This window comes from Massilia eburnea (assembly GCF_009720745.1).
GTDB classification, from domain to species: Bacteria; Pseudomonadota; Gammaproteobacteria; order Burkholderiales; family Burkholderiaceae_D; genus Rugamonas; species Rugamonas eburnea.
In genome coordinates this window covers 81,893-104,121 of record NZ_WNKX01000004.1, presented here as the reverse complement: position 1 = coordinate 104,121, position 22,229 = coordinate 81,893, and the positions used below count along the sequence as shown (strand labels likewise).

Below are 22,229 nucleotides of genomic sequence, written 5' to 3'. Positions count from 1 at the left end.
TCTAAAATTAACTTATCAGCAAGATGCACGGCAGGCCCATCACTTGTCAATGGGAAACTTTGCATATTTCGCAAAACTGTGCACGAGAGTGACAATTGGTGAGATAGTGCCGCTAACCGGCGCTATGCGCCGGCAGGCTGCCTGCGGCACTGGCTCCTAAGGTAAAATGGCAGGATTTTCCGCTTCTATTATTAGTAGGCCACCAATGCTAGACAACCTGACTACGCGCCTTGCCAAAGTCGTCAAGACGATGCGCGGCGAGGCCCGCCTGACCGAGTCCAACACCGCCGAAATGCTGCGCGAAGTGCGCATGGCGCTGCTGGAGGCCGACGTCGCCCTGCCGGCCGTGCGCGAATTCATCGCCAAGGTCAAGGAAAAGGCGCTCGGCGAAGAAGTGATTTCCTCGCTGACCCCGGGCCAGGCCCTGGTCGGCGTGGTGCAGCGCGAACTGGGCGCCCTGATGGGCGCCGACCTCGGCGCCGACGCCTCCCAGCTCTCGTTTGCCCAGCAGCCGCCGGCCATCATCCTGATGGCCGGCCTGCAGGGCGTGGGTAAGACCACCACCGTCGGCAAGCTGGCCAAGTACCTGAAAGAACAGAAGAAAAAGAAAGTGCTGACCGTCTCGGCCGACGTCTACCGTCCCGCCGCAATCGCCCAGCTGCAATCGGTCACCGCGCAAGTAGGCGCCGACTTCTTCCCGTCCACCGCGCAGGACAAGCCGGTCGATATCGCCCTGGCCGCGCTGGACTGGGCCAAGAAGCACCACCATGAAGTGCTGATCATCGACACCGCCGGCCGCCTCGGTATCGACGAAGAGATGATGAAAGAGATCGCCGCCGTGCACGGCGCGGTCAAGCCGATCGAAACCCTGTTCGTGGTCGACGCCATGCTGGGCCAGGACGCCATCAACACCGCCAAGGCCTTCAACGACGCCCTGCCGCTGACCGGCGTGGTGCTGACCAAGCTCGATGGCGACTCGCGCGGCGGCGCGGCGCTGTCGGTGCGCCATATCACCGGCAAGCCGATCAAGTTCGCCGGCGTGTCCGAAAAACTGGACGGGCTGGAAGCGTTCGATCCGCAGCGCATGGCCAACCGCATCCTGGGCATGGGCGACATCCTGGCCCTGGTCGAGGAAGCGCAGAAGAACGTCGACACCAAGGCCGCGGCCGAACTGGCGGCCAAGGTCAAGTCGGGCGGCAAGTTCGACATGAACGACTTCAAGGCCCAGCTGGCGCAGATGAAGAAGATGGGCGGCATGTCCGGCCTGCTCGACAAGCTGCCGGCCCAGTTCCAGCAAGCCGCCTCCGGCGCCAACATGGACCAGGCCGAGAAGCAGGTGCGGCGCATGGTCGGCATCATCGACTCCATGACCCCGCAGGAACGCGCCAAGCCGGAACTGATCAAGGCGGCCCGCAAGCGCCGCATCGCGGCCGGCGCCGGCGTCCAGGTGCAGGAAGTGAACCGCATGCTGAACCAGTTCGAGCAGATGCAGACCATGATGAAAAAGCTCTCGGGCGGCGGCCTGATGAAGATGATGCGCTCTATGAAAGGCATGATGCCGGGCATGCGCTAAGCCGCGCCAGGCCCCAAAAAGCCGCCTTCGGGCGGCTTTTTTTGTGTTTAAGTCTTGTTTCCTCTAAAAAACCCACAAAAACACTTGCACAAGCTGCAAACCCCCGCCAATATTAGCCGTGCGATAGTATTGCGCAAATATCCATTTGTTTGTTAAGGAGGCTCGAATATGGCAACAGCCAAGAAAGCAGCACCAGCAGCAAAGAAAGCCGCCGCCAAGCCAGCAGCGAAGAAAGCCGCTCCAGCGAAGGCAGCAGCCAAGCCAGCAGCAAAGAAAGCCGCAGCACCAGCAGCACGTAAACCTAACGCAGCCTTCATGAAGGCGATGACTCCATCGAGCGCACTGTCCGCCGTGGTCGGTTCCGCACCGCTGCCGCGTACCGAAGTGACCAAGAAAGTCTGGGACTACATCAAGAAACTGAACCTGCAGGACGCCGCCAACCGCCGCATGATCAATGCAGACGACAAGCTGAAAGCTGTCTTCGGCGGCAAAGCCCAGGTTTCCATGTTCGAAATGACCAAGCTGATTTCCGACCACCTGAAATAAGCTGCTTCTGGCTGTTGCAGCCATTCGAGGAGCCCCGACGCCATGCGCTCGGGGCTTTTTATTTTTTATGCGCTCAATACATCGACTTGCCGTTCCGCTGGCTAGCCTGACTGCGCTGGGCTTGCTGGCGTCGGACCTGTACCTGCCGGCGATTCCCGTCATGGCGGCGGAGCTGGGAGCGTCCATTCCTGCGGCCCAGGCCACGATGGCGCTGTTCATGGCGGCGTTGGCCCTGTCGCAACTGGCATGGGGTTGGGCCGCCGACCATTTCGGCGACCGCCGCACGATCATGGCCGGTACCATCCTCCTGGGCGGCGGCAGCCTGGCCTGCGCGCTGGCGCCGGACATTGCTGCGATGCTGGCGGGACGCCTGCTGCAAGGCTTGGGCGCCGGCGCCGCCACGGTCGCGGTGCCCGCCTTGATCCGGCGCCGCTTTGACGAGGCCGACGCGGTCAAGGCGCTGGCCATGGTCGCCATGGCCGAATCGACCATCCCGGCCGCCGGTCCGGTCGCCGGCGCCGCCATCGTCCTGTATGCGGACTGGCGCGCAACGTTCTGGCTGCTCGCCGCCATGTCGCTCCTGCTGCTGCCCCTGGTCGCCCGCATCGTCGGCCGCGCGCCAGTGCCCGCCGGCGCCGCGCCGTCAAGCCAGGGCGGCTATGTCACCCTGCTGCGCAACCGCACCTACCTGCGCTATGCCTTGAGCTATGCGGTGATGTTCGGCGCCCTGCTGATGTACGTGGCCAGCGCGCCGGTCCTGGTCACCCATGCACTGGGGCTGGGGATCGAGGCCTTCGCCATCCTGCAGATTTGCGGCGTGCTGGCGTTCATGGCCGGCGCCACGGCGGCAGTGCGGCTGGTCAAACGCCTCGGCCAGCGCTGGCTGATGCGCAGCGGGACGCTGCTGCAATTCCTGGCGGGCGCTGGTTTGATGGGCATGGCGCTGGCCGGACTGGCCGGAACAGCCGGCCTGCTTGCGCTGGCCATGCTGGCTGCCCTGTTCTGCGGCGGCCTCGGCCTGCGCGGCGCCGCCACCATGGGTGGCGCGCTGCAGGCGGCGGGGGCTGATGCCGGCCAAGGCGCGGGGCTGCTGATGTTCCTGTCCTTCGCCTGCGTCGCCGGCGCCACGCAACTGGTGGCGCCCTTCCTGCATTACGGCTTGCTGCCGCTAGGCGGACTGCTGTTCGCGATGGTCGGCGCCAGCGCGCTCTTGCTGCCGCGTTAAAGCTTCCACTTGTTCCATGCAGCCAGGACGGCATTCGGATACTCGGGCTTACCGCGGCTGCCGTTATAGCGGCCAAGGGCAAGGTAGAGGTTGCCCTGCTCCATGTCGATATACATGCGCAGGATGGAGCAGCCATAGCGCAGGTTGGTCTGCATATTGAACAGCTTGGAACGGTCGCGGTCGCCGATCACATTGGTCCAGAACGGCATCACCTGCATATAGCCGCGCGCGCCGACAATCGATACGGCGTATTTGCGGTAAGCCGATTCGACCTGGATCAGGCCCAGCACCAGGCCCGGATCAAGCCCTGCGCGGCGCGCCTCGTACCAGGCGGTTTCGAGGAATTCGCGGCGCGTGAATTCGTCCGGCAGCTTGCGCTTCAGGCGGTCGGACATGGCGCCATACCAGGTGTCGTACTGGCTGCGGTCGACCGGATTGAGGAAGACGGGCTTGGGCGGCCGCGCATCCATGATGGCGTTGGAGAGCGCCAGCCGCACACTGTCGGCCAGCGCTTCTTCCTGCTGGTTGCCGGCAAAGCCGAACGGCGCGCACAGCACGCCGCTGGCAAAAGCCAGCGCATGCCACCAGCGCAGGGGCCGCGCCCACCAGCGGCGGCGCTCACGTCCCTGTTTTGGCTTTGGCACAGCCATGGCGATCACTTCTGGATCTTGCCCTTGATGAAGGCCAGGGCTTCAGCAACAGGAACGGCCGTCGCTTCGGTATCGCGGCGGCCCTGGTATTCCAGGTTGCCCTCCTTCAGGCCACGCTCGCCAATCACCACGCGGTGCGGCACGCCGATCAGTTCCCAGTCGGCGAACATGGCGCCCGGGCGCTGGCCGCGGTCGTCCAGGATGACGTCGATGCCGGCTTCCAGCGCCGCGTTGTACAGCTTTTCGGTCTCGGCCTTCACCAGTTCCGAGCGGTCCATGCCCATTGGGCACAATACCAGTTCGAACGGGGCCAGCGAAGCCGGCCAGATGATGCCCTTGTCGTCGAAGTTCTGCTCGATGGCGGCGCCCAGGATACGGGTGATGCCGATGCCGTAGCAGCCCATTTGCAGCGGGGCCGGCTTCTGGTTTTCGTCCAGGAAGGTGGCCTGCATCGATTCCGAGTAGGCGGTGCCCAGCTGGAACACGTGGCCCACTTCGATGCCGCGCTCGATCGCCAGCACGCCCTTGCCGTCCGGCGAAGCATCGCCTTCGACGACGTTGCGCAGGTCGGCCACCAGGGCCGGCTCGGCCATGTCGCGGCCCCAGTTGGCGCCGGTGAAGTGGAAATCTTCCTCATTGGCGCCGGTCACGAAGTCGGACATCAGCGCCACGGTGCGGTCGGCCACCACGGTGACCGGCCCCTTGGCGCCGATCGGCCCCAGGTAGCCCGGCTTGCAGCCATAGACTTCCAGGATTTCAGCTTCGGTCGAGAAGCGGTTCTGCGCCAGGCCAGGCACCTTGCTGGCCTTGATTTCGTTCAGCTCATGGTCGCCGCGCAGCAGCAGCATGAAGTGCTGCTTGGAGCCGTCTTCCTTGTCGGCGGTCAGGGCGATGGTCTTGACGGTCTGCTTCAGGTCGATGCCCAGCAGCTTGGCCACGTCTTCGCACTTGGACGCTTTCGGCGTCGAGGTCTTGGCCAGGGCGGCGCCGGCAGCGGCGCGGGCGCCGGTGGCGACCGCCTCGGCCGCTTCCATATTGGCCGCGTAGTCGGAGGTCGGGCAGTACACCAGCGCGTCTTCGCCGGTGGAGGCGATCACGTGGAATTCATGCGAACCGGTGCCGCCGATGGCGCCGTTGTCGGCCGCCACGGCACGGAACTTCAGGCCGAAGCGGGTGAAGATACGGGTGTAGGCGTCGAACATGATCTTGTACGACTTTTGCATGCCTTCCAGGTCGCGGTCGAAGGAGTAAGCATCCTTCATGGTGAACTCGCGGCCGCGCATCAGGCCGAAGCGTGGGCGGCGTTCGTCGCGGAACTTGGTCTGGATGTGGTAAAAATTCAACGGAATTTGACGGTAGGATTTGATCTCGCTGCGCACCACATCGGTGATCACTTCCTCGGAAGTCGGCTGGATCGCGAAATCGCGGCCATGGCGGTCTTTTACCCGCAGCAGCTCCGGGCCCATCTTGTCCCAGCGCCCGGTTTCCTGCCACAGCTCGGCAGGCTGCACCAGAGGCATCAGCAGCTCAATCGCCCCGGCATGATTCATTTCTTCGCGAACGATTGCTTCGACTTTACGGATCACTTTCAGGCCCATCGGCATATACGTATAAATGCCGGAACCGAGGCGTTTGATCATGCCCGCGCGCATCATCAACTGGTGGCTGACGATTTCCGCGTCAGATGGAGCTTCCTTGAGGGTTGAAATAAAAAAACGAGATGCACGCATATCGGTGAATTCTTTTTAAAAAGAGAGAGTTATAATCAACCTAATTTTAAAGGATTAGCTGGCCCGATGCGTCCAAACTTTATACAAAGAGCGCTATTGCAGTTGGATTTGTAGTCAAAAATATAAAAGGACGCCTCGGCCACAGAAAGTTTGAGGTGCAATATGCTCGATCGTGAAGGGTTTCGCCCCAACGTCGGCATCATCCTGCTCAACTCGCATAACGAGGTGTGGTGGGGCAAGCGGGTGCGCGAGCACTCGTGGCAGTTCCCGCAGGGCGGGATCAAGTATGGTGAAACGCCGGAGCAAGCGATGTATCGCGAGCTCGAAGAGGAAATCGGACTGCGTCCGGAGCACGTCAAGATTATCGGCCGCACGCGCGACTGGTTGCGTTACGAGGTGCCTGATCACTTCATCAAGCGGGAAATCCGCGGCCATTACCGTGGCCAGAAGCAGATCTGGTTCCTGTTGCGCATGTGCGCGCGCGACAACGACGTGAACCTGCGCCTGACCGACCATCCCGAGTTCGACGCCTGGCGTTGGCACGATTACTGGGTTCCGCTGGACGTGGTGATCGAATTCAAGCGCGAAGTCTACCAGCGCGCCTTGCAGGAGCTATCGCGCTTCCTGACCTGGCCGGCGCATGGCGACCGCCGCCACTCCTCGCGCTACCTGCGCCAGCCGCATGGCCAGCGTGGACAGCGCAGCGGCGACAAGCCGCAGCCGCCCTCGGTCACTCCGCCGCAGGAAGCGGCCGCTTGCGATGCCCCTTTGCTGGTAACAAAGGAATAAGAAAAGGCAGCCTTCATGGCTGCCTTTTTCATTGGCGATATAATGCTGACCTATGTTTACGCCATCCTCCCATGACGTTCGCCGCTTCTTCTGCGAGGTCTACCGCAAATCCAATGCCAATGAAATCATGGATCCGATCGAACTGATCGCCCGTGACTGGATCATGGCGCACCCCGAATACCACGAGCAGCTGAAGGACGTGGAAGCCGCCATCGCGCGCGACTACTCGGTGGAAGGCAGCGAGGCCAATCCTTTCCTGCACCTGTCGATGCACCTGTCGATTACCGAACAGCTCTCGATCGACCAGCCGCGCGGCATCCGCCAAGCCTTTATTGGCCTGGCGCGCAAGCTGGGCACCGAACATGCGGCGCACCATGAAATCATGGAATGCCTGGGCGAGATGATCTGGAACTCGCAGCGCCGCGGCGTGCCGCCGGACGGCGCCGCCTATGTGGAAGCGGTCAAGCGCAGGATTTAACTAAGCTTCGTCCACCCGGACGATAGGCATATGCCAGATCAGGGCGAACACCAGCGGACTGGCGACCGCCGCGAACACCACAGGCCGCAGCAGGTGTTCCGATCCCACCGCCAGCGCCGGGGCGACGTTGATCAGCCATGGCAGCGTGGCAGCGAGAAACGCTTGCGACTTTCGCCCCAGCCTGGCAAGCAAGCACAGCATCAGCACAGCGACACCGGCCAGCAATGCAGTGAGCAAGACCACCATTCCAGATACCTCCGCGATTACTTGATATGGCCATCATAGACCATTAGTTCCACGCGGAAACTATCCAAAAATCGCAGTGCAGCAAAAAATTTCGCGCTTCAGAAGGCGCTCTTGACCACGCCCCCATCGACGCGCAGCGCTGCGCCGGTGGTTGCCGAGGAAAGCGGGCTTGCCACGTAAGCAACCAGCGACGCCACCTCCTGCGGGCTGGCGAAACGCTTGATCAGGGAGGTCGGCCTGACATGGTCGAAGAACTCCGCTTCGACCTGTTCGAAGCTCTTGTCGGCCGAGCGCGCCATGCCTTCGACAAAGTCGCCCACGCCACGTGATCTGGTGGGGCCCGGCAAGATGCTGTTGACCGTGATACCCGTTCCGGCAACCGCTTCCGCCAGGCCGCGCGAAACTGCCAGCTGGGCGGTCTTGGTCATGCCGTAGTGGATCATCTCGGTCGGGATCTGCACCGCACTTTCGCTCGATATGAAAATAATGCGCCCCCAGTTGGCCTGCTTCATGGCCGGCAGCACCAGGCGCGCAAGGCGCACGCCGCTCAGCACGTTGACGTCGAAGAAGCGCAGCCAGTCGTCGTCTGGGATGTCCTCGAAGGCCTTGGCCTCGAAGATGCCAAGGTTGTTGACCAGGATGCTGATGCCTTGGTGGCGGCGTACCACCTCCTGCGCCGCCTCGGCCTGGGAAAGATCGCCGGCAAAGCCCAGTACCGTGCCGTGCGTTTCGGTCCGTATGCGCTCCATTGCCGCATCGACGCCAGCCTGCGTCCTGCCATTGACGATGACGCTCGCTCCCTCCTGCGCCAGCAGGTGGGCGATCGCATAGCCGATGCCTGCGGTACTGCCGCTGACCAAAGCCAGCCTGCCCTTGAGTTGCAGATCCATGTTGATCCTCCTTTAATTTTCCCAATAGCCACGGCGCAAGGCGATCGTCACTGCATGGGTACGGTCGCGCGCGTTGAGTTTTTGCAGGATGGTTTTCATGTGCGCCTTGATCGTATCCTCGCGCAAGCCCAGGCACACGCCGACCCGCTGGTTGGAATTGCCATCCGCAACATAGCGCAGCACTTCCAGCTCGCGCTTGCTCAGCGCGTCTTGCTGAAAGCTGCTGGCAAGGCTGCAAGCGACTTGCTGCGGCAGCTGCCGTTGTCCAGCATGCACGGCGGCGATGTAGCTGCATAGCTCGTTTCGCGCCAGGTTCTTGAGGAGATAGCCGCTGGCCCCGGCTTTCAATGCACGCGCCACCTGCACGTCGCCGCCGTAGGTGCTCAGAACGATGATGCAGGCCCGGGAATCAAGGCGGCGGATCGCTGCTGTCGCCTCGATACCGTCGGTCCGCGGCATTTGCAGGTCCATCAGCGTGACGCCGGGATGGTGGCGCTTGTATTGCTCGATAGCGTCCTCGCCGTCCTCCGCCTCGGCCACCACCGAAAAGCGCGGATCGGCAGACAGCACCGCAGCGATGCCACTGCGCATCAAGGGATGATCGTCTGCGATCAAGACGGTAATCGTTTCGCCGCTTCTGCTTTCCATGACAGCGCTCCTTTTTCATCGAGTCAGGGTATCACCGGAAAATGCTGTGTTGATCACCCGATCGGGTATAAGCCAGGGCGGCCGGCAGACTGAGTTGCCATTCGGTCCCGGCAGGACTGCTTCGCAAGGTGAGTTTTCCGCTCATCCTGGCCGCTCGCTCAGCCATTCCACGCATGCCCCAGTGGTCCTGGCGCCCGCCCTCGTCCAGGATCCCGGCAGGAATGCCTGCACCATCATCGCGCACGGTGCTGCGAAATTCCCGACCGCCATAATGCAGCTCGACCGTGATCCGGCTTGCATGCGCGTGCTGATAGGCATTGGCGATCGCCTCGACCACGATGGCCAGGGCCTCCTGGTAAACCACGCCATCCAGCCGGCGCGGCGTGCCGCGCATGGCCAGTTCGATAGCGCTAGCACCGTGCGGCTGCAGGCGCGCGGCTGCGGCCAGTATCGCATCCGGGAAACCCAGCTTGCCTTCCTCTTCGCCGCGCAGCTCGCGGATGCGGCCGCGGCCTTCATCGACCACATCGTCCGCCTGCTGCAAGGCAGTCTCCAGCTGGATGCGCAGCATGTCCTGCGCCGGCAATTTCATGACGGCGGCATGGATGTGCAGGATGAGGCTCTGGACCGACTGCAGCAAGGTGTCGTGCAGCTCGCGCGCAATACGTTCGCGCTCGCGCACGCGTTCCTGCAGGCGGTTGGCCATCTGCCGGGCCATGCGCTGGATGTGCCAGCGATAGGCCAGCCAGGCTGCCGACAGCAGGCAGAAGCCGCATAACAGCTTGAACCACCAGGTTTGGCGCATGGTCGGGACGATGGTGAAGCGTGCCTCCGTGTGCAGCGCGCTCCAGGCGCCGTTGTAATCGGAAGCGGCGACGCGAAAGCGATAGTCGCCGGGAGCAAGGTTGCTGTAGAAAGCGCTGCGGCGGCCGCCGACCTCCTGCCATTCCGTATCGACCCCGTCCAGCCGGTAGCGGAACTTGACACGCTCCGGCATCGCCAGCGAAGGCGCGGTGTAATCGAGCTGCAATGCGGAGACGCCCGGTGCAAACTGCACCGCTTCCCGCAGCGCCCTTCCCTCCCCCGGCGGGCCGATCGTTTTGATGATGGCAGGCTGCGCGGGCGAAGGCGGCAGTTGTTCGCGCGGATCCAGGCGGAACAAGCCGGTCGACCTGACGATCCACAAGCGCCCGTCCGAGGCGAGCACCAGCGACGGCGACGGGACCACCCGCGGCGCGCTGCCCTCCAGCCCATCCAGCTGGTCGAGCTTCTGGTACTGCACGCGATAGTCCGGGCCGCGCTTGAAGCGCTCGATCTCAGCGCCAGCGATGCGGAACAGTCCAGCCGTTGCGTTGAGCCACAGGTCGCCATTCTCCAGTTCGACAATGCCGGAGATGCCGTCGAAGGTTTCACCATTGATGCCGGTGACTTGCCTGAAACGGCCGCTTTCGAACAGGGCGAGCCCATTATCGCCGCCGGCCCACACGCGGGCGCCATGCGGGTGCAGCGCCATCACCAAGCCAATGGCGAGTCCCTCGGCTGGCCCGTAGCTGCGCCACTTGCCGCCCGCGGCGTTCACCACGCGGCCGGGATAATAGCCGAGCCACAGCCCCGACGCATCGGAACGCGCCATCACATTGACCTCGCCGTCTTCCCCAGCCTTTTCCCAGTCGCCGCTGGCTTTGCGGCGATAGAGCCCGTGGCGCTGCAATGCCGCCAGCAACCCGCCGTCCGGCTCGGCCACCACGCTGTTGATCATGATATTGCCGATCGCGGCTGGCAGCGCAATGCGGCCGCTCTCCTGGCCCCGGATACGGCGCAGCGCACCAAAGGAGCCGCCCCACAAGGTGCCGTCGCCGCTGCGGGCAAAGCTGGTCAGCATATCCGCCCATCCCGTCCCGTTGGCGGGCCACAATGGCGTCACCCGTACTGCACCCGTATCGCTGGCGGCGACGTGAAATCCGCCGACCCAGGCCCCGCCCTCGTCATCGGCCATGATGGCGGCGCCGATGGCGGCAGCGGGGACGTCGATCCTTCCCAAGCGCCGGCTGCGGAAACGGTCGATGCCGGTGGAGGTGGCGGCCCAGACATTGCCCTCCCTGTCTTCGAATAGCGCACCGACGGCAGGGCCGCTCAAGCGCTCCTGCGGCACACTCCGGAACGGCTCCGCTGCCGTGCGGTACTCGATGCCTTGCTTATGCCCCACCCACAGAGCGCCCTGGCGGTCGAACAGCAAGCTTGAGGGGTCGCCCAGGCCCTGCCACTGTGCAGGATAGGCCTGCTGTCCCGCCGGAGCGAGGCGGTTGAAGCGTGCGCGCGTGGCGTCCCAGCTCACGACCTCGCCGCGTGGCAAGCTGAACAGCACGCCGGTGCCGCTGGTGACCGGCGCCTTGGCGAATTGTGCAGCGCCTGGCCGCAGGAAATAGACGCCGCTATCGCCCTGCAGCCAGAGTGTTCCCTCCCGGTCACGCATCAGGGTCTTGTACCAGTCGGCGGGAAGATTCCACGACGGTGCGGGCGCTTGCCAGCGGTCGTTTTCGAGGTAGTACATCCCCTGCGCCGTAGCGGCCCAGATGCGGCCGGCGCCGTCCTGCTCCACGCTCCACACCGCCCTGCCCGGCAAGCCGTCACGCTCGCTGTAATTGTGGATGCGCCCGCCCTGCAGCCTGGCCGCACCGCCAGTGCGGTAGCCGATCCATAAAGAGCCATCGCCGAACGCGTTCACGACGCTGACATTCCTGGTCAACAGTGGCGCATTGGATGGCGCGAACTGCTCGAACTGGATTCCGTCAAAGCGATATAGCCCGGTTGGGCCGCCAAGCCACAGCCAGCCGTCTTTCGTCTGGGTCATCGACAGGATCATGGCCGGCGCTCCGTCGCGGGCAGTCCAGCTGGTATGGTGCAGCTTGAGCGTGGCAGCCGAAGGGCTGCCTGCTGCGGAAGAGGCGCAGAAAGCAAGCATGACAAAGAACGCCCTAAGGCAACCCAGCAATGGACTCTTCATGGCAGCACGCAAGCGGCTTGATTGTCGATTATTGTATAGAAACAAATCACCCGATAGTGGGTATGCCGGCTGCAAGAGCATGGATATTCTGTTGCTTTAATCACGGAGGTGACCATGCTACGCACGCTCAAGAAATTGCTTTACATGGGCTTACTGATGTTTTTCACATTCATCGGGACCAGCCATGCGCAGGCGCCCAAGAGTAATTTTGCAGAAGTCAACGGGGTGCGGATGCATTACCTGGCCGCCGGCAAAGGCGACCCGGTCATCCTGCTGCACGGCTATACCCAGTCCAGCCATATGTGGCTGCCGCTGATTGCCCAGCTATCGAAGGATCACCTGGTGATCGCCCCTGACCTGCGGGGCTTTGGACAATCGGGCCTGCCGCAGGGGCCATACACCAAATCGGTCATGGCACAGGACGTGCACGCGCTGGCCGCGAGCCTGGGCATCAAGTCGGCCAAGGTGGTGGGGCATGATATCGGACTGATGGTCGCCTACGCTTATGCCGCCCAGTATCCGCAAGAGGTCAGCAAGATCGCCTTGCTCGATGCCTTCCTGCCTGGCGTAGGCAACTGGAAGGATGTCTGGCTGCTGCGCGACCTGTGGCACTTCCATTTCTATGGCGAGACGCCGTTGGCCCTGGTCAAGGGCCGCGAACGCATTTATTTCGAACACTTCTGGAATGACTTTGCAGCCGACAGGACGAAGTCGCTGAGCGAAGCGGACCGCAAATTCTATACTGCCGAATACGCCCAGCCAGGCCATATGCGCGCTGGTTTCGAGGTCTTCCGCGCCTTCGCCCAGGATGCCGATGAGTTCGCGAAGTACATGAAAACGCCACTGACCATGCCGATGCTCGTCCTGACCGGCGAGAAGGCATCGGGTGACTTCCTGATTCAGCAAGCCCGCCTGGTCGATACCAGCGTGGAGGGCGTCGTGATCAAGAACAGCGGACACTGGCTGATGGAAGAAGCCACGGCTGATGTCATTCCGCGGCTGGTCCAGTTCCTGAAGTAAGGGTCACCCGAGCGCCAGGCCGGCTTTCGACCAAGGCAGCTCCGTGAAACGCCGGCCGGTGGCGGCAAACAGGGCATTGGCCAGGGCCGGCGCCAGCGGGCCGACCGCTTCTTCGCCGACGCCGCCTGGCGCCTCCTTGCTGTCGACGATGACGACATCGATGGCGGGAGTTTCGGCCAGCGCCAGCAGGCGGTAGTCGGTAAAGTTGGACTGTTCCACCGCACCATTCTTGACCGTGATCTCGCCGTACCAGGCCGCCGTCAGCGCGAAGATAATGCCGCCCTCGACCTGCCCGCGCACATTGCGCGGATTGACGGCGATGCCGCAATCGATCGCGCTGGTGACACGGTGCAGCTTGACGCGCGACTGCGCGTCGACCGACAGTTCGACCACGTGGCCAATATAAGTGCCGTTGGCCCAGGCGAAAGCCATGCCGCGATGGCGGCCCGGCAGCGCCTTGGTGCGCCAGCCGGAGCGCGCTTCCAGCTGGTCGAGCAAGGCGCGCTCCCGGCTGCCCGGCTTCATCAGGCTGCGCCGGTAATCGAATGGATCCTGCCTGGCCTGCAGCGCCAGTTCGTCCATGAAGGACTCGATGGCAAAGTCGTTTTGCGATGCCGCCACCGATCGCCAGTAGCCAAGGGGCACGCCGGCATCGATGGTGTGCGTATGCAGGGCAAAGCCGGGCAAGCCGTAACAGCGCGTGGGCAGGACGCCAACCGCGCTGAAGTCGAACGGCCGCGGGCGATCCTTGAAGTCGCCCAAGCGTGAATATTGAAGCAGGGTGTCGCAAGCGCTGTCCATGCGCACAGCCACCAGGGCGCCAGCGGCATCAAACCCGGCGCGCAGGCGCAGCACCGCCGCCGGGCGATGGTAGCCGTGCCGCATGTCCTCTTCGCGGCTCCACAGGAACTTGACCGGCACCCCGGCCTCTTTCGCAATCAGCGCGGCTTGCACTGCGACGTCGGGCTCGATGCGGCGGCCAAAACCGCCGCCGCTCAGGGTAGTGTGGATAGTCACGGCTTCACCTTCGATGCCAAGGGCTTTGGCAACGAAGCTGCGGGCGGTGTCTTGCGCCTGCGTTGGCAGCCACAGCTCGGCACGGCCGTCCTTGACGCTGGCGGTGCCGTTCATCGGCTCCATGGTGGCGTGCGCCAGTAGTGGCACCGTATATTGCCGCTCCAGCCAGCTCGCGGCCCTGGCCATTCCTGCCTGATGGGCGGCGCTGACGTCTTCGGCCTTGCCCTTGTAAGGAACCACCAGGTCGCCGTCCTGTTGCACGGCTGCCTGCAGCATCGCGCGGTACGGTGCGCTCGAATGCTTGCTGGCGGCGGCCAGGTTCCATTCCGGCTTGAGCGCATCCAGGGCTTGCTGCGCGCGCCAGTAACTGTCGGCCACGACGGCTACCGCGTCCGGCAGGCGCACCACCTGCTTCACGCCGCGTTTTGACAGTGCAGCTTGCGGGTCGACCGAAGCCAGGGTACCGCCAAAGTGCGGGCATTGGCGGACCGCGGCATACAGCATGCCAGGCAGCTTGACGTCGATCCCGTACAGCGCGCTGCCGTCAGTCTTGGCGGGCAGGTCGAGGCGCGCCACGTCCTTGCCCATGTGGCGCCAGCGCTCCTTCGGCATCAGCGGCGGATCTGCCGGCACTGGCAGGGCGGCGGCTTGCACCGCCAGCTTCGCGTATGGCAGCACACGCCCACTCGGCTTGTGCAATACGGCGCCCTCCCGCGTGTCGCATTCGTCACAAGGCACTTTCCACTCGGCGGCTGCGGCAGCCACCAGCATCGCCCTTGCCTGGGCGCCGGCCTTGCGCAACTGCGCGAACTGGCGCGCCACGCCGCCGCTGCCATAGGTTGCGTATTCGCGCCAGCCGGGATTGATGAACTGCTTTTCCATCGGCGCCATGTCGATGCGCACGGTTTTCCAGTCCAGGTCCATTTCGTCGGCCAGCATCTGCGCGATGGCGGTGCCTGTGCCTTGTCCCAGTTCACTGGTATTGGAAAGGATGGTGACGCTGCCATCGGGCGCAATGCGTACCCAGGCCGGCGGCGGCGGCGCCGGTGCGGCAGCCGCCGCCGGCGCATCGGCTGCCACGGCCGGACCGACAGCGATAAGCAATCCGCCTGCCGCCAGCGCTTTGAGGAAATTGCGGCGATTGCTCATGCTGTCTCCTCCACCGCCATGCCCGCCGCACGCTTGATGGCGCGCCGCACGCGTGGATAGGTTCCGCAGCGGCACAAGTTGGTCATGGCCGCATCGATCTGCGCGTCGCTCGGTTGGGGATGGGATTCAAGCAGTGCTGCCGCCGCCATCAGCATGCCGGACTGGCAGTAGCCGCACTGCGGCACCTGCTCGGCGATCCAGGCTTGCTGCAATGCGTGCGAGCGATCCGGCGAAAGCGCCTCGATGGTGCGCACCCTGCCTTTGCCGACCGCCCTGACCGGCATGACGCAACTGCGCACCACCTGTCCGTCGATGTGGACCGTGCATGCGCCGCAAGCACCGGCGCCGCAGCCATACTTGGTGCCTGTCAGTCCGAGCGTATCGCGCAGCGCCCACAGCAGTGGCGTGTCGCCCTCGATGTCCGCCGTGCGCACCGCGCCATTGATGTTCAATTTGTAAGCCATTGTCTCCCCCATAAGGTCGGGGGAACTTTAGCACCGGGAGCACGGCATGAGCCAAGGCCGCCGGCGCCATGTGACGAATGCCCGCAACCGTGGTTTGAAGAGGAAACTGTTTCTTTTAAGCAACCACGCATGCAAATGTCATTGCCAGTTGTAACAAGAAAGCAAAAATTGGCCACTTTTGTGTTACCGTTATCTTTCCTTGTGTCAACAAAAACCAGAATAGATGAATATGGCAAGACTTTTTACGCAGCATAGCGGCCTGCGCGCGACCATTCCATTGCTCTTCGTAGCGGCAACACTGTACGGCTGCGGCGGCGGTGGAGGCAATGGCTCTGACACCGCCGGCGCGCCAGGAACCGGCACTTCCAATCCGGGCACGCCGCCGGGTCCCACCACCTCGGCACTCGAAGTGGCCATGAGCTCGGGAAATTCCAGCAATGTCACCCTGCCGACCGTGCTGACGGCAGCCCAGTCCTTGCTGTCTACCCAGGTCGCTGCCTATGCCGACGTGCGGCAGGCGATTTCCAGTAACGTGGGCAATATCGACTGGGACCCATCGCACGATTCCGCCTATTTCACGCTGCAGGACGCGGCGCGCAATCATCTCATTTTGCCAAGCAACTGGAAGTACAACGGCGCCACGGCCGGCACCGGCGTTGCGCTGGGCATCGCAGGCAACACGCCCGTGAACAATACGCGTTACGCCGCTTTCGGCGGCAATCCCATCGGCGTCCCCGGCAATGCCGAGATGGACAAGCTCATGGCCAACACTGTCGGCTGGCTTTCCGCCGCCGCCGCCGCCCCAGCCACCTTCAAAGTGGTCGTGGCGCAAGTGCCAGGGACGGAAAGCTACTGGTTCCCGCATGAGAAGAAAGTACGCGACTGGTTCTACGCCAAATACCAGGGCGTCACCATCAATGGCCAGGCGAGCACCGGCACCCAGGCCGACGATGCGTGCGACGGCGCGGCGCTGGCGGGCTGCCTGCAGGGAGCCAACCTGCTGGTGATCGGCAGCGACCAAGGGAAGAATTATTCCGGCGACACGGTGCTGCAAGCGGTCAGCGCCGCGCAGGCGCGGGGCATTCCCGTGCTGTACCTGAATCACAACCGCGACGCCAATGACCTGGCCACTCGCCTGTCCACCTATTTCGGTCTGGCGCACAACTCCAACTACTGGGGACAGGAAGGCCTGAAAGCATTTGCCCCCGCAAGCCTGCCAACCCAGCCGGCGAAACTGGCGAGCATTCAAGCGCTGCTGACGCGGCTCGAGCAAGGTACCTTCAGCACGACCTGGAGCGGCTGCGGCACTTCGAGCCCGGTCAACTGCGACGGCGACGCCACCTATATGTCCGAGTTCGGCACGCAGGCGGCGCAAATCCGCACGACCATGCGCCAGTTCGACGCCAATGGCACGCGACTGTTCGACCAGGCCGGCTACCAGCTGGAAAAACTGCTGGTACTTCTGGGCGACAAGTACCGCGAAAACGTCAGCTATCCGATGGACAAGACCGTCAATGAGCAGGACTTCTTCCGCGCCTACTTCTCCGACGCGACCGCCTACATCAACCGCGACAGTTCGGCCGTGGCCAAGAACCTGGGCAATTTCGCCACGATGATTCCGGCAGCCACGCCGACCATCTCGCAAACGGTGACTGTCACGCTGCCAACCAGCGGAACCAGGGAATACCTGACCGGCCTGTACGTCATCCCCGGCAGGAAAGTGACGCTGACCCGCACCGACGGCGGGACCGGCACGGTCAAGTTTGGCCTGAACATGCTGCGCGATACCACCAGGGAGTTCGACAAGAACCTGTTCGATCGCCCAACGCAGATTTCGTCGCCGCGTGCGGCGCTGGCGGCGAACAAAGCGGTCAGCATCACCAGCCCATACGGCGGACCGCTGATGCTGTTCATCGACGCTGCCGCTTCGGGCAGCCAAACGGTCACGGTGCAAGTGGATGGCGTCGTCACCCACCCGGTGCTGCGCAACCCGAACGATCCGACGGCAGTTGCCGCCTTCGCGGCTGAAGTGAATTCCACGGTCACCAACTGGGTTGGCTTTGCCACCGATACCCTGACCTTGCATTCGACCCTGGACCATTTCAAGACAACCATGGCCAGCTACAACGGCGATATGGCTGCCCTGGCATCCGATACGTTCAAGTACACGGTCAAGGATACTTATGAACTGGCCGGCTTCAATTCTTCCAGCGGCCAATTGTCACTGGCCAGTGCCGTCACCTCCTTCTGCAACAGCAAAGGCTGGGATTGCACCGGTACGCAGCATCGCCGCGACACCATGCAGCATGTGATCAGCGACGTTCACGCATTGTGCGGCGACGGCTGTTCCGGCAACCCTTACGACCAGGACTGGGCATTCAACCCTCTCGGCTGGGGCGAGTCGCACGAGATCGGCCACAACATCCAGCCAGGCCGCTTGAAGATCTACGGGGGCCAATCGACCGAGGTGTCGAACAACATCTTCCCGATGCATAAGCAGATGAAGTTCAACCTGACCGCGGCCGGCCTGGCATCGCCGATCATCGCCCGTCCGAATACCGGCGCAGCAGTCTTCAATGATTTGAAGGCGGCACTTGGTACGGCCGATCCCGTCACGGCCATGTATAACAGCACCTGGAGCGATACCAGCTATGCCGCCAACAATTCTGCCCGCGTGATGTTCTACCGGCAGCTGGTGGAATACGCCCGCTACTACAACCCACAGTTCCCGGATGGTTGGGACCTGGTCACGCTGCTCTATCTGCTGGACCGCGACTTCGGACAGGCAGCGTCGACCTGGGCCACCAAAGCCACGGGCTTCGGCTTTGGCGCTTACGCCGCCTATCCTGGCTCGATCAGCGGCAACGACTTCATGCTGATCGCCACCTCCAACATCATTGGCCGCGACATGGGGCCGATGTTCGCGCTGTGGGGCATTACCACCTCGTCGGAAGCGAAAGCGCAGGTTGCGGCCTATGGCTACACGGCGGTGCAGCAGCTGTACTTCCCGATGAACTACCTGAGCGCCACACCGGCGAAAGTGGGAGCGCCGATCGTCATGACGGCCACCGCCACCTATCCGGCAGGCTACTAAGGTAACGGCGCCAAAGGCGCTGAAACCGGTGAACCGGTGTCAGACCCAAGGGTCTGGCACCGGTACGCATCGGCCGCTAACCAATAAAAAAGCCCGCACTTGGCGGGCTTTTTTCAGGTGGCGCGGGATCAGCGCTTCAGCACCAGCGAACCTGGCAGCGAGTGCAGGTAGGCGGCGATATCCTGGATGTCCTTGTTGGTCAGCGGCTTGACCTGGCCGGTCATGATCGCGTTGGAGCGGCCGTTCGGCGCGTCGCCGCGCTTGTAGGCGGTCAGAGCATGCTGCAGGTAGTCCTTGTGCTGGCCGGCCAGCTTAGGATAGCTCGGGTCGATCGGGGAATTGAAATCCTTGCCGTGGCAGGCAGCGCAGCTGTACTTTTCAGTCAGGGCCTTGCCGTTTTCGATGTTGCCGCCAGCCAGGGCGCTGAACGAGACGGCGGAGCAGAACAGAGCAATAATCAGTTTTTTCATGGTTCCGGGCCTTATTTCTGCTGGGAGTAGAACGCTGCGATGTCAGCGATGTCCTGGTCGGACAGGCTCACGGCGATACCCTTCATGGTCGGGTGCTTGCGCTCGCCCTTCTGGTAGCCCTTCAGCGCGTTTTCGATGTACTTGGCGTTCTGGCCGCCGAGCATGGGAACCTGGAACACTTCCGGGAAGGTCGCTTTGTAGCCGGCAATTGCGTGGCAGCCAATGCACATCTCGATCTTGCCTTTTGCGTTCTTGGCGTCGCCGACGATGTCCGCGGCTGCGGCAGCCTGCGCTACGGCGGCCAGCGCGAGGAGTGCGAAGATTTTTTTCATAGTATGGGCTTCAGATTCAGAATCAGTTGTAATCGAATACTGCCTGGCGCATAAAAACCTGGCCTGCGCGCTCTCAACCTGCGATTTTACCTTACTAGTTGGAGGATCGTCCATAAGGTAGATCAGGCAACATCCATATTTGTTCCCTTATGACAACTTATGCTCACTATTGCCATACTGCTCTCGAATCCCGGCTCTGACATATACTTCCATTGATATCCTTTCACCGGAAGTTTGAATATGCACGCACCGCAACGATTTGAAGGCTCCGACAACTACGTCGCCACCAATGACCTGAAACTGGCCGTGAACGCGGCCCTGACCCTGCAGCGCCCCCTGCTGATCAAGGGCGAACCCGGCACCGGCAAGACCATGCTGGCCGAAGAAGTGGCCGCCGCGCTCGACATGCCGCTGATGCAGTGGCATATCAAATCCACCACCAAGGCCCAGCAAGGCCTGTACGAATACGACGCGGTCTCGCGCCTGCGCGACTCCCAGCTGGGCGAGGAGCGCGTGCGCGACATCCACAACTACATCGTCAAAGGCGTGCTATGGCAAGCGTTCACCGCGCCGGAACCGGTGGTGCTGCTGATCGACGAAATCGACAAGGCCGACATCGAATTCCCGAACGACCTGCTGCGTGAGCTGGACCGCATGGAGTTCTACGTCTACGAGACGCGCGAAATGGTGACTGCGAAACACCGCCCGCTGGTGATCATCACCTCCAATAACGAGAAAGAGCTGCCGGACGCCTTCCTGCGCCGCTGCTTCTTCCACTACATCAAATTCCCGGACAAGGACACGATGGAAGCCATTGTCAAAGTCCACTATCCGCACCTGAAACAGGAACTGCTGGCCACCGCCCTGCAAACCTTCTACGAAGTGCGCGACGTGCCGGGACTGAAGAAAAAGCCTTCCACCAGCGAATTCCTCGACTGGCTCAAACTGCTGATGGCCGAAGACATTCCGCCTGAAGTCCTGCGCGGCAAAGACCAGAAGGCAGCCGTCCCGCCGCTGCACGGCGCGCTGCTGAAAAACGAACAGGACGTGCACCTGTTCGAACGCCTGGTATTCATGTCGAGGACCAACCGCTGATGGACGCACCAACCCCGGTCACGCTGGAAGCCAACGGCCTGCGCCTGGAGCCGCTTGGCCCGCAGCACGCCGACGCCCTACGCGCAGCCGCGCAGGACGGCGAGCTGTGGAAGCTGCGCATCACCTCCGTGCCCGAACCCGACAAGGTGGAAGGCTACATCGCCACCGCGCTGGAAATGCGTCCTTCCCGCCTCGCCTTCGCCGTGGTGGAAACAGCCACCGGCACGGTGCTGGGCACCACCAGCTACCATGACATCGTGCCCGCCATCGACCGCGCGGAAATCGGCTACACCTGGTACCGCCGCAGCGCGCAGCGCACCCACGTCAACACCACCTGCAAGCTGCTGCTCCTGACGCACGCGTTTGAAACCCTGGGCTGCGCCGTGGTCGGCTTCCGCACCGACAACTTCAACCACGCCTCGCAGGCAGCCATCGAACGCCTGGGTGCGAAAAAGGACGGCGTGATCCGCCACCACGCCGTGCGCCGCGACGGCACCGTGCGCGACACCGTCATGTACAGCATCGTGCGCGGCGAATGGCCGGAAGTGAAAGCCCAGCTGAAGTACCTGCTGGCGCGGAGGGCCTAACATGCTGATCGACTTCTTCTTCACGCTGAAAGACGCCAAGATCCCGGTGACGATCAAGGAGTTCTTGACCTTGCTGGAAGCGATGCAAAAGCAGGTGCTGGAACCCTCGCTGGACGACTTCTACTACATGAGCCGCCTGTGCCTGGTGAAGGACGAGGCCAATTACGACAAGTTCGACCGCGCCTTTGGCCAATACTTCAAAGGCATCAACGCCGTCTTCGACACCACCAAGGAGATACCCCTCGACTGGCTGCTGCAGCGCATGAAGCGCGAACTGACACCCGAGCAGATCGCCGCGCTGGAAAAATTCGGCTACGACAAGCTGATGGACCGCCTGAACGAGCTGCTGAAAGAGCAGAAAGAACGCCACGAAGGCGGCAACAAATGGATCGGCAGCGGCGGCACCTCCCCCTTCGGCAACGGCGGCACCAACCCGGAAGGGATCCGCATCGGCGGCAAGGGCGGCAACCGCACGGCCGTGAAAGTGTGGGAGCAGCGCACCTACAAGGACTACGACGGCGACCGCGAACTGGGCACCCGCAACATCAAGGTCGCCCTGCGCCGCCTGCGCAAGTTCGCGCGCGAAGGCGCGGCGGAAGAACTGGCGCTGGACCAGACCATCCGCGCCACCGCCAACAACGCCGGCTATCTCGACATCAAGATGCAGCCCGAGCGCAAGAACAACGTCAAAGTGCTGATGCTGATGGACGTCGGCGGCACGATGGACGACCACATCGAGCGTGCGGAAGAACTGTTCTCGGCCGCCAAGACCGAGTTCAAGAACATGGAGTTCTACTACTTCCACAACTGCGTCTACGACTACCTGTGGCGCAGCAACCGCCGCCGCAACGCCGAACGCTTTGCCACCTGGGACGTGCTGCGCAAATACCCGCCCGACACGAAGCTGATCTTCATCGGCGACGCCACCATGAGTCCCTACGAAGTCTTGCAGCCCGGCGGCTCGGTCGAATACAACAACGAAGAAGCCGGCGCCGAATGGCTAGGCCGGTTCACGTCGCACTTCCCCAAGTTCATCTGGCTCAACCCCGAGCCCGAAGGCCTGTGGCAATACCGCCAATCGATCAGTGTGATCCGCCAGATCATGCAGAACCGCATGTTTCCCATCACCATCGAAGGCCTCGAACGCGCCATGCGCATGCTGAGCAAGTAACGGCCGAGCTCGTGTCCCACCATGGGGTCACACCCGAAACGGGACACGAGC

Annotated in this window: 20 protein-coding genes; 10 read left to right on the top strand and 10 right to left on the bottom strand. The window is 62.8% G+C overall.

Features of this window, described 5'->3' with window-relative positions:
• Positions 1-205: 205 nt before the first annotated feature.
• The 3 genes from ffh (at position 206) to GM658_RS06615 (ending at position 3,344) form a co-directional block, all read left to right on the top strand.
• Positions 206-1,573, top strand: a complete 1,368-nt coding sequence (ffh, locus tag GM658_RS06625) for a signal recognition particle protein (protein ID WP_155453231.1) — start codon at positions 206-208, stop codon at positions 1,571-1,573.
• 168 nt (positions 1,574-1,741) lie between these two features.
• Entirely contained in the window at positions 1,742-2,119 is a 378-nt protein-coding gene (locus GM658_RS06620) for an SWIB/MDM2 domain-containing protein (protein WP_055929217.1), read from the top strand.
• A gap of 67 nt (positions 2,120-2,186) precedes the next feature.
• A complete protein-coding gene (locus GM658_RS06615; protein ID WP_155453230.1) occupies positions 2,187-3,344 on the top strand; it encodes an MFS transporter in 1,158 nt (385 codons plus the stop codon).
• Here GM658_RS06615 and GM658_RS06610 read toward each other — a convergent pair.
• Both GM658_RS06610 and GM658_RS06605 read right to left on the bottom strand, forming a co-directional pair.
• Entirely contained in the window at positions 3,341-3,994 is a 654-nt protein-coding gene (locus tag GM658_RS06610) for a lytic transglycosylase domain-containing protein (RefSeq protein WP_155453229.1), read from the bottom strand. The genes GM658_RS06615 and GM658_RS06610 overlap by 4 nt on opposite strands.
• 5 nt (positions 3,995-3,999) lie before the next feature.
• Positions 4,000-5,724 carry a proline--tRNA ligase gene (locus GM658_RS06605; protein ID WP_155453228.1) on the bottom strand — a complete coding sequence of 575 codons (1,725 nt, stop codon included), beginning with the start codon at positions 5,722-5,724 and terminating at the stop codon, positions 4,000-4,002.
• Between the two features lie 162 nt (positions 5,725-5,886).
• On the opposite strand from GM658_RS06605, the gene GM658_RS06600 reads away from it, so the two are divergent.
• Together GM658_RS06600 and GM658_RS06595 are read left to right on the top strand one after the other, a co-directional pair.
• Positions 5,887-6,513 (top strand): RNA pyrophosphohydrolase, encoded by a 627-nt coding sequence (locus tag GM658_RS06600; protein WP_155453227.1) that lies wholly within the window; start codon positions 5,887-5,889, stop codon positions 6,511-6,513.
• Positions 6,514-6,565: 52 nt separating this feature from the next.
• Positions 6,566-6,991, top strand: a complete 426-nt coding sequence (locus tag GM658_RS06595; protein ID WP_155453226.1) for a DUF1841 family protein — start codon at positions 6,566-6,568, stop codon at positions 6,989-6,991.
• Here the strand turns inward: GM658_RS06595 and GM658_RS06590 are convergent, their stop codons facing one another.
• From GM658_RS06590 to GM658_RS06575, 4 genes are all read right to left on the bottom strand, one after another.
• Complete coding sequence (locus GM658_RS06590) at positions 6,992-7,237, bottom strand: hypothetical protein (protein ID WP_155453225.1); 246 nt, start codon at positions 7,235-7,237, stop codon at positions 6,992-6,994.
• 98 nt (positions 7,238-7,335) lie between these two features.
• Positions 7,336-8,127 (bottom strand): SDR family NAD(P)-dependent oxidoreductase, encoded by a 792-nt coding sequence (locus GM658_RS06585; protein WP_155453224.1) that lies wholly within the window; start codon positions 8,125-8,127, stop codon positions 7,336-7,338.
• 12 nt (positions 8,128-8,139) lie between these two features.
• Entirely contained in the window at positions 8,140-8,775 is a 636-nt protein-coding gene (locus tag GM658_RS06580) for a response regulator (RefSeq protein ID WP_155453223.1), read from the bottom strand.
• A 31-nt stretch (positions 8,776-8,806) separates the two neighbouring features.
• On the bottom strand, positions 8,807-11,737 hold the full coding sequence (locus GM658_RS06575) for a sensor histidine kinase (RefSeq protein WP_170298704.1): 2,931 nt from the start codon (positions 11,735-11,737) through the stop codon (positions 8,807-8,809).
• 186 nt (positions 11,738-11,923) lie between these two features.
• Between GM658_RS06575 and GM658_RS06570 the strand changes: the two genes are divergently transcribed.
• Positions 11,924-12,799 (top strand): alpha/beta fold hydrolase, encoded by an 876-nt coding sequence (locus GM658_RS06570; protein ID WP_155453431.1) that lies wholly within the window; start codon positions 11,924-11,926, stop codon positions 12,797-12,799.
• 3 nt (positions 12,800-12,802) lie between these two features.
• On the opposite strand, the gene GM658_RS06565 is transcribed toward GM658_RS06570, so the two are convergent.
• Together GM658_RS06565 and GM658_RS06560 are read right to left on the bottom strand one after the other, a co-directional pair.
• Positions 12,803-14,965 carry a xanthine dehydrogenase family protein molybdopterin-binding subunit gene (locus tag GM658_RS06565; RefSeq protein WP_155453221.1) on the bottom strand — a complete coding sequence of 721 codons (2,163 nt, stop codon included), beginning with the start codon at positions 14,963-14,965 and terminating at the stop codon, positions 12,803-12,805.
• A complete protein-coding gene (locus GM658_RS06560; protein ID WP_155453220.1) occupies positions 14,962-15,429 on the bottom strand; it encodes a (2Fe-2S)-binding protein in 468 nt (155 codons plus the stop codon). The genes GM658_RS06565 and GM658_RS06560 overlap by 4 nt, the downstream gene beginning before the upstream one ends.
• A 229-nt stretch (positions 15,430-15,658) precedes the next feature.
• Here GM658_RS06560 and GM658_RS06555 point away from each other — a divergent pair, with 229 nt between their 5' ends.
• Entirely contained in the window at positions 15,659-18,523 is a 2,865-nt protein-coding gene (locus GM658_RS06555; protein ID WP_170298703.1) for an ImpA family metalloprotease, read from the top strand.
• A gap of 128 nt (positions 18,524-18,651) precedes the next feature.
• Here the strand turns inward: GM658_RS06555 and GM658_RS06550 are convergent, their stop codons facing one another.
• A complete protein-coding gene (locus tag GM658_RS06550; RefSeq protein WP_130310397.1) occupies positions 18,652-18,993 on the bottom strand; it encodes a c-type cytochrome in 342 nt (113 codons plus the stop codon).
• Positions 18,994-19,004: 11 nt separating this feature from the next.
• Positions 19,005-19,325, bottom strand: coding sequence for a c-type cytochrome (locus GM658_RS06545; protein WP_155453218.1), 321 nt, complete (start codon positions 19,323-19,325; stop codon positions 19,005-19,007).
• Positions 19,326-19,565: 240 nt separating this feature from the next.
• Between GM658_RS06545 and GM658_RS06540 the strand changes: the two genes are divergently transcribed.
• Genes GM658_RS06540 through GM658_RS06530 form a run of 3 tightly spaced genes read left to right on the top strand, consistent with a single transcriptional unit; the run spans position 19,566 to position 22,178 of the window.
• On the top strand, positions 19,566-20,420 hold the full coding sequence (locus GM658_RS06540; protein ID WP_155453217.1) for an AAA family ATPase: 855 nt from the start codon (positions 19,566-19,568) through the stop codon (positions 20,418-20,420).
• Positions 20,420-21,007: a GNAT family N-acetyltransferase gene (locus tag GM658_RS06535; RefSeq protein WP_155453216.1), complete on the top strand. Its 588-nt coding sequence runs from the start codon at positions 20,420-20,422 to the stop codon at positions 21,005-21,007. Before GM658_RS06540 ends, GM658_RS06535 begins: the two co-directional genes overlap by 1 nt.
• A gap of 1 nt (position 21,008) precedes the next feature.
• Positions 21,009-22,178 (top strand): vWA domain-containing protein, encoded by a 1,170-nt coding sequence (locus GM658_RS06530; protein WP_155453215.1) that lies wholly within the window; start codon positions 21,009-21,011, stop codon positions 22,176-22,178.
• The last annotated feature ends 51 nt before the right edge of the window (positions 22,179-22,229 follow it).

Excerpts from the sequence above, each read along its gene's own strand:
- GM658_RS06560 (WP_155453220.1), bottom strand. The coding sequence starts at position 15,429 with ATGGCTTACAAATTGAACATCAATGGCGCGGTGCGCACGGCGGACATC.
- GM658_RS06585 (WP_155453224.1), bottom strand. The coding sequence starts at position 8,127 with ATGGATCTGCAACTCAAGGGCAGGCTGGCTTTGGTCAGCGGCAGTACC.
- ffh (WP_155453231.1), top strand. The coding sequence starts at position 206 with ATGCTAGACAACCTGACTACGCGCCTTGCCAAAGTCGTCAAGACGATG.
- GM658_RS06540 (WP_155453217.1), top strand. The coding sequence starts at position 19,566 with ATGCACGCACCGCAACGATTTGAAGGCTCCGACAACTACGTCGCCACC.
- GM658_RS06595 (WP_155453226.1), top strand. The coding sequence starts at position 6,566 with ATGTTTACGCCATCCTCCCATGACGTTCGCCGCTTCTTCTGCGAGGTC.
- GM658_RS06570 (WP_155453431.1), top strand. The coding sequence starts at position 11,924 with ATGGGCTTACTGATGTTTTTCACATTCATCGGGACCAGCCATGCGCAG.
- GM658_RS06610 (WP_155453229.1), bottom strand. The coding sequence starts at position 3,994 with ATGGCTGTGCCAAAGCCAAAACAGGGACGTGAGCGCCGCCGCTGGTGG.
- GM658_RS06565 (WP_155453221.1), bottom strand. The coding sequence starts at position 14,965 with ATGAGCAATCGCCGCAATTTCCTCAAAGCGCTGGCGGCAGGCGGATTG.
- GM658_RS06620 (WP_055929217.1), top strand. The coding sequence starts at position 1,742 with ATGGCAACAGCCAAGAAAGCAGCACCAGCAGCAAAGAAAGCCGCCGCC.
- GM658_RS06535 (WP_155453216.1), top strand. The coding sequence starts at position 20,420 with ATGGACGCACCAACCCCGGTCACGCTGGAAGCCAACGGCCTGCGCCTG.
- GM658_RS06615 (WP_155453230.1), top strand. The coding sequence starts at position 2,187 with ATGCGCTCAATACATCGACTTGCCGTTCCGCTGGCTAGCCTGACTGCG.
- GM658_RS06550 (WP_130310397.1), bottom strand. The coding sequence starts at position 18,993 with ATGAAAAAACTGATTATTGCTCTGTTCTGCTCCGCCGTCTCGTTCAGC.
- GM658_RS06590 (WP_155453225.1), bottom strand. The coding sequence starts at position 7,237 with ATGGTGGTCTTGCTCACTGCATTGCTGGCCGGTGTCGCTGTGCTGATG.
- GM658_RS06530 (WP_155453215.1), top strand. The coding sequence starts at position 21,009 with ATGCTGATCGACTTCTTCTTCACGCTGAAAGACGCCAAGATCCCGGTG.
- GM658_RS06575 (WP_170298704.1), bottom strand. The coding sequence starts at position 11,737 with ATGCTTGCTTTCTGCGCCTCTTCCGCAGCAGGCAGCCCTTCGGCTGCC.
- GM658_RS06555 (WP_170298703.1), top strand. The coding sequence starts at position 15,659 with ATGGCAAGACTTTTTACGCAGCATAGCGGCCTGCGCGCGACCATTCCA.
- GM658_RS06605 (WP_155453228.1), bottom strand. The coding sequence starts at position 5,724 with ATGCGTGCATCTCGTTTTTTTATTTCAACCCTCAAGGAAGCTCCATCT.
- GM658_RS06545 (WP_155453218.1), bottom strand. The coding sequence starts at position 19,325 with ATGAAAAAAATCTTCGCACTCCTCGCGCTGGCCGCCGTAGCGCAGGCT.
- GM658_RS06580 (WP_155453223.1), bottom strand. The coding sequence starts at position 8,775 with ATGGAAAGCAGAAGCGGCGAAACGATTACCGTCTTGATCGCAGACGAT.
- GM658_RS06600 (WP_155453227.1), top strand. The coding sequence starts at position 5,887 with ATGCTCGATCGTGAAGGGTTTCGCCCCAACGTCGGCATCATCCTGCTC.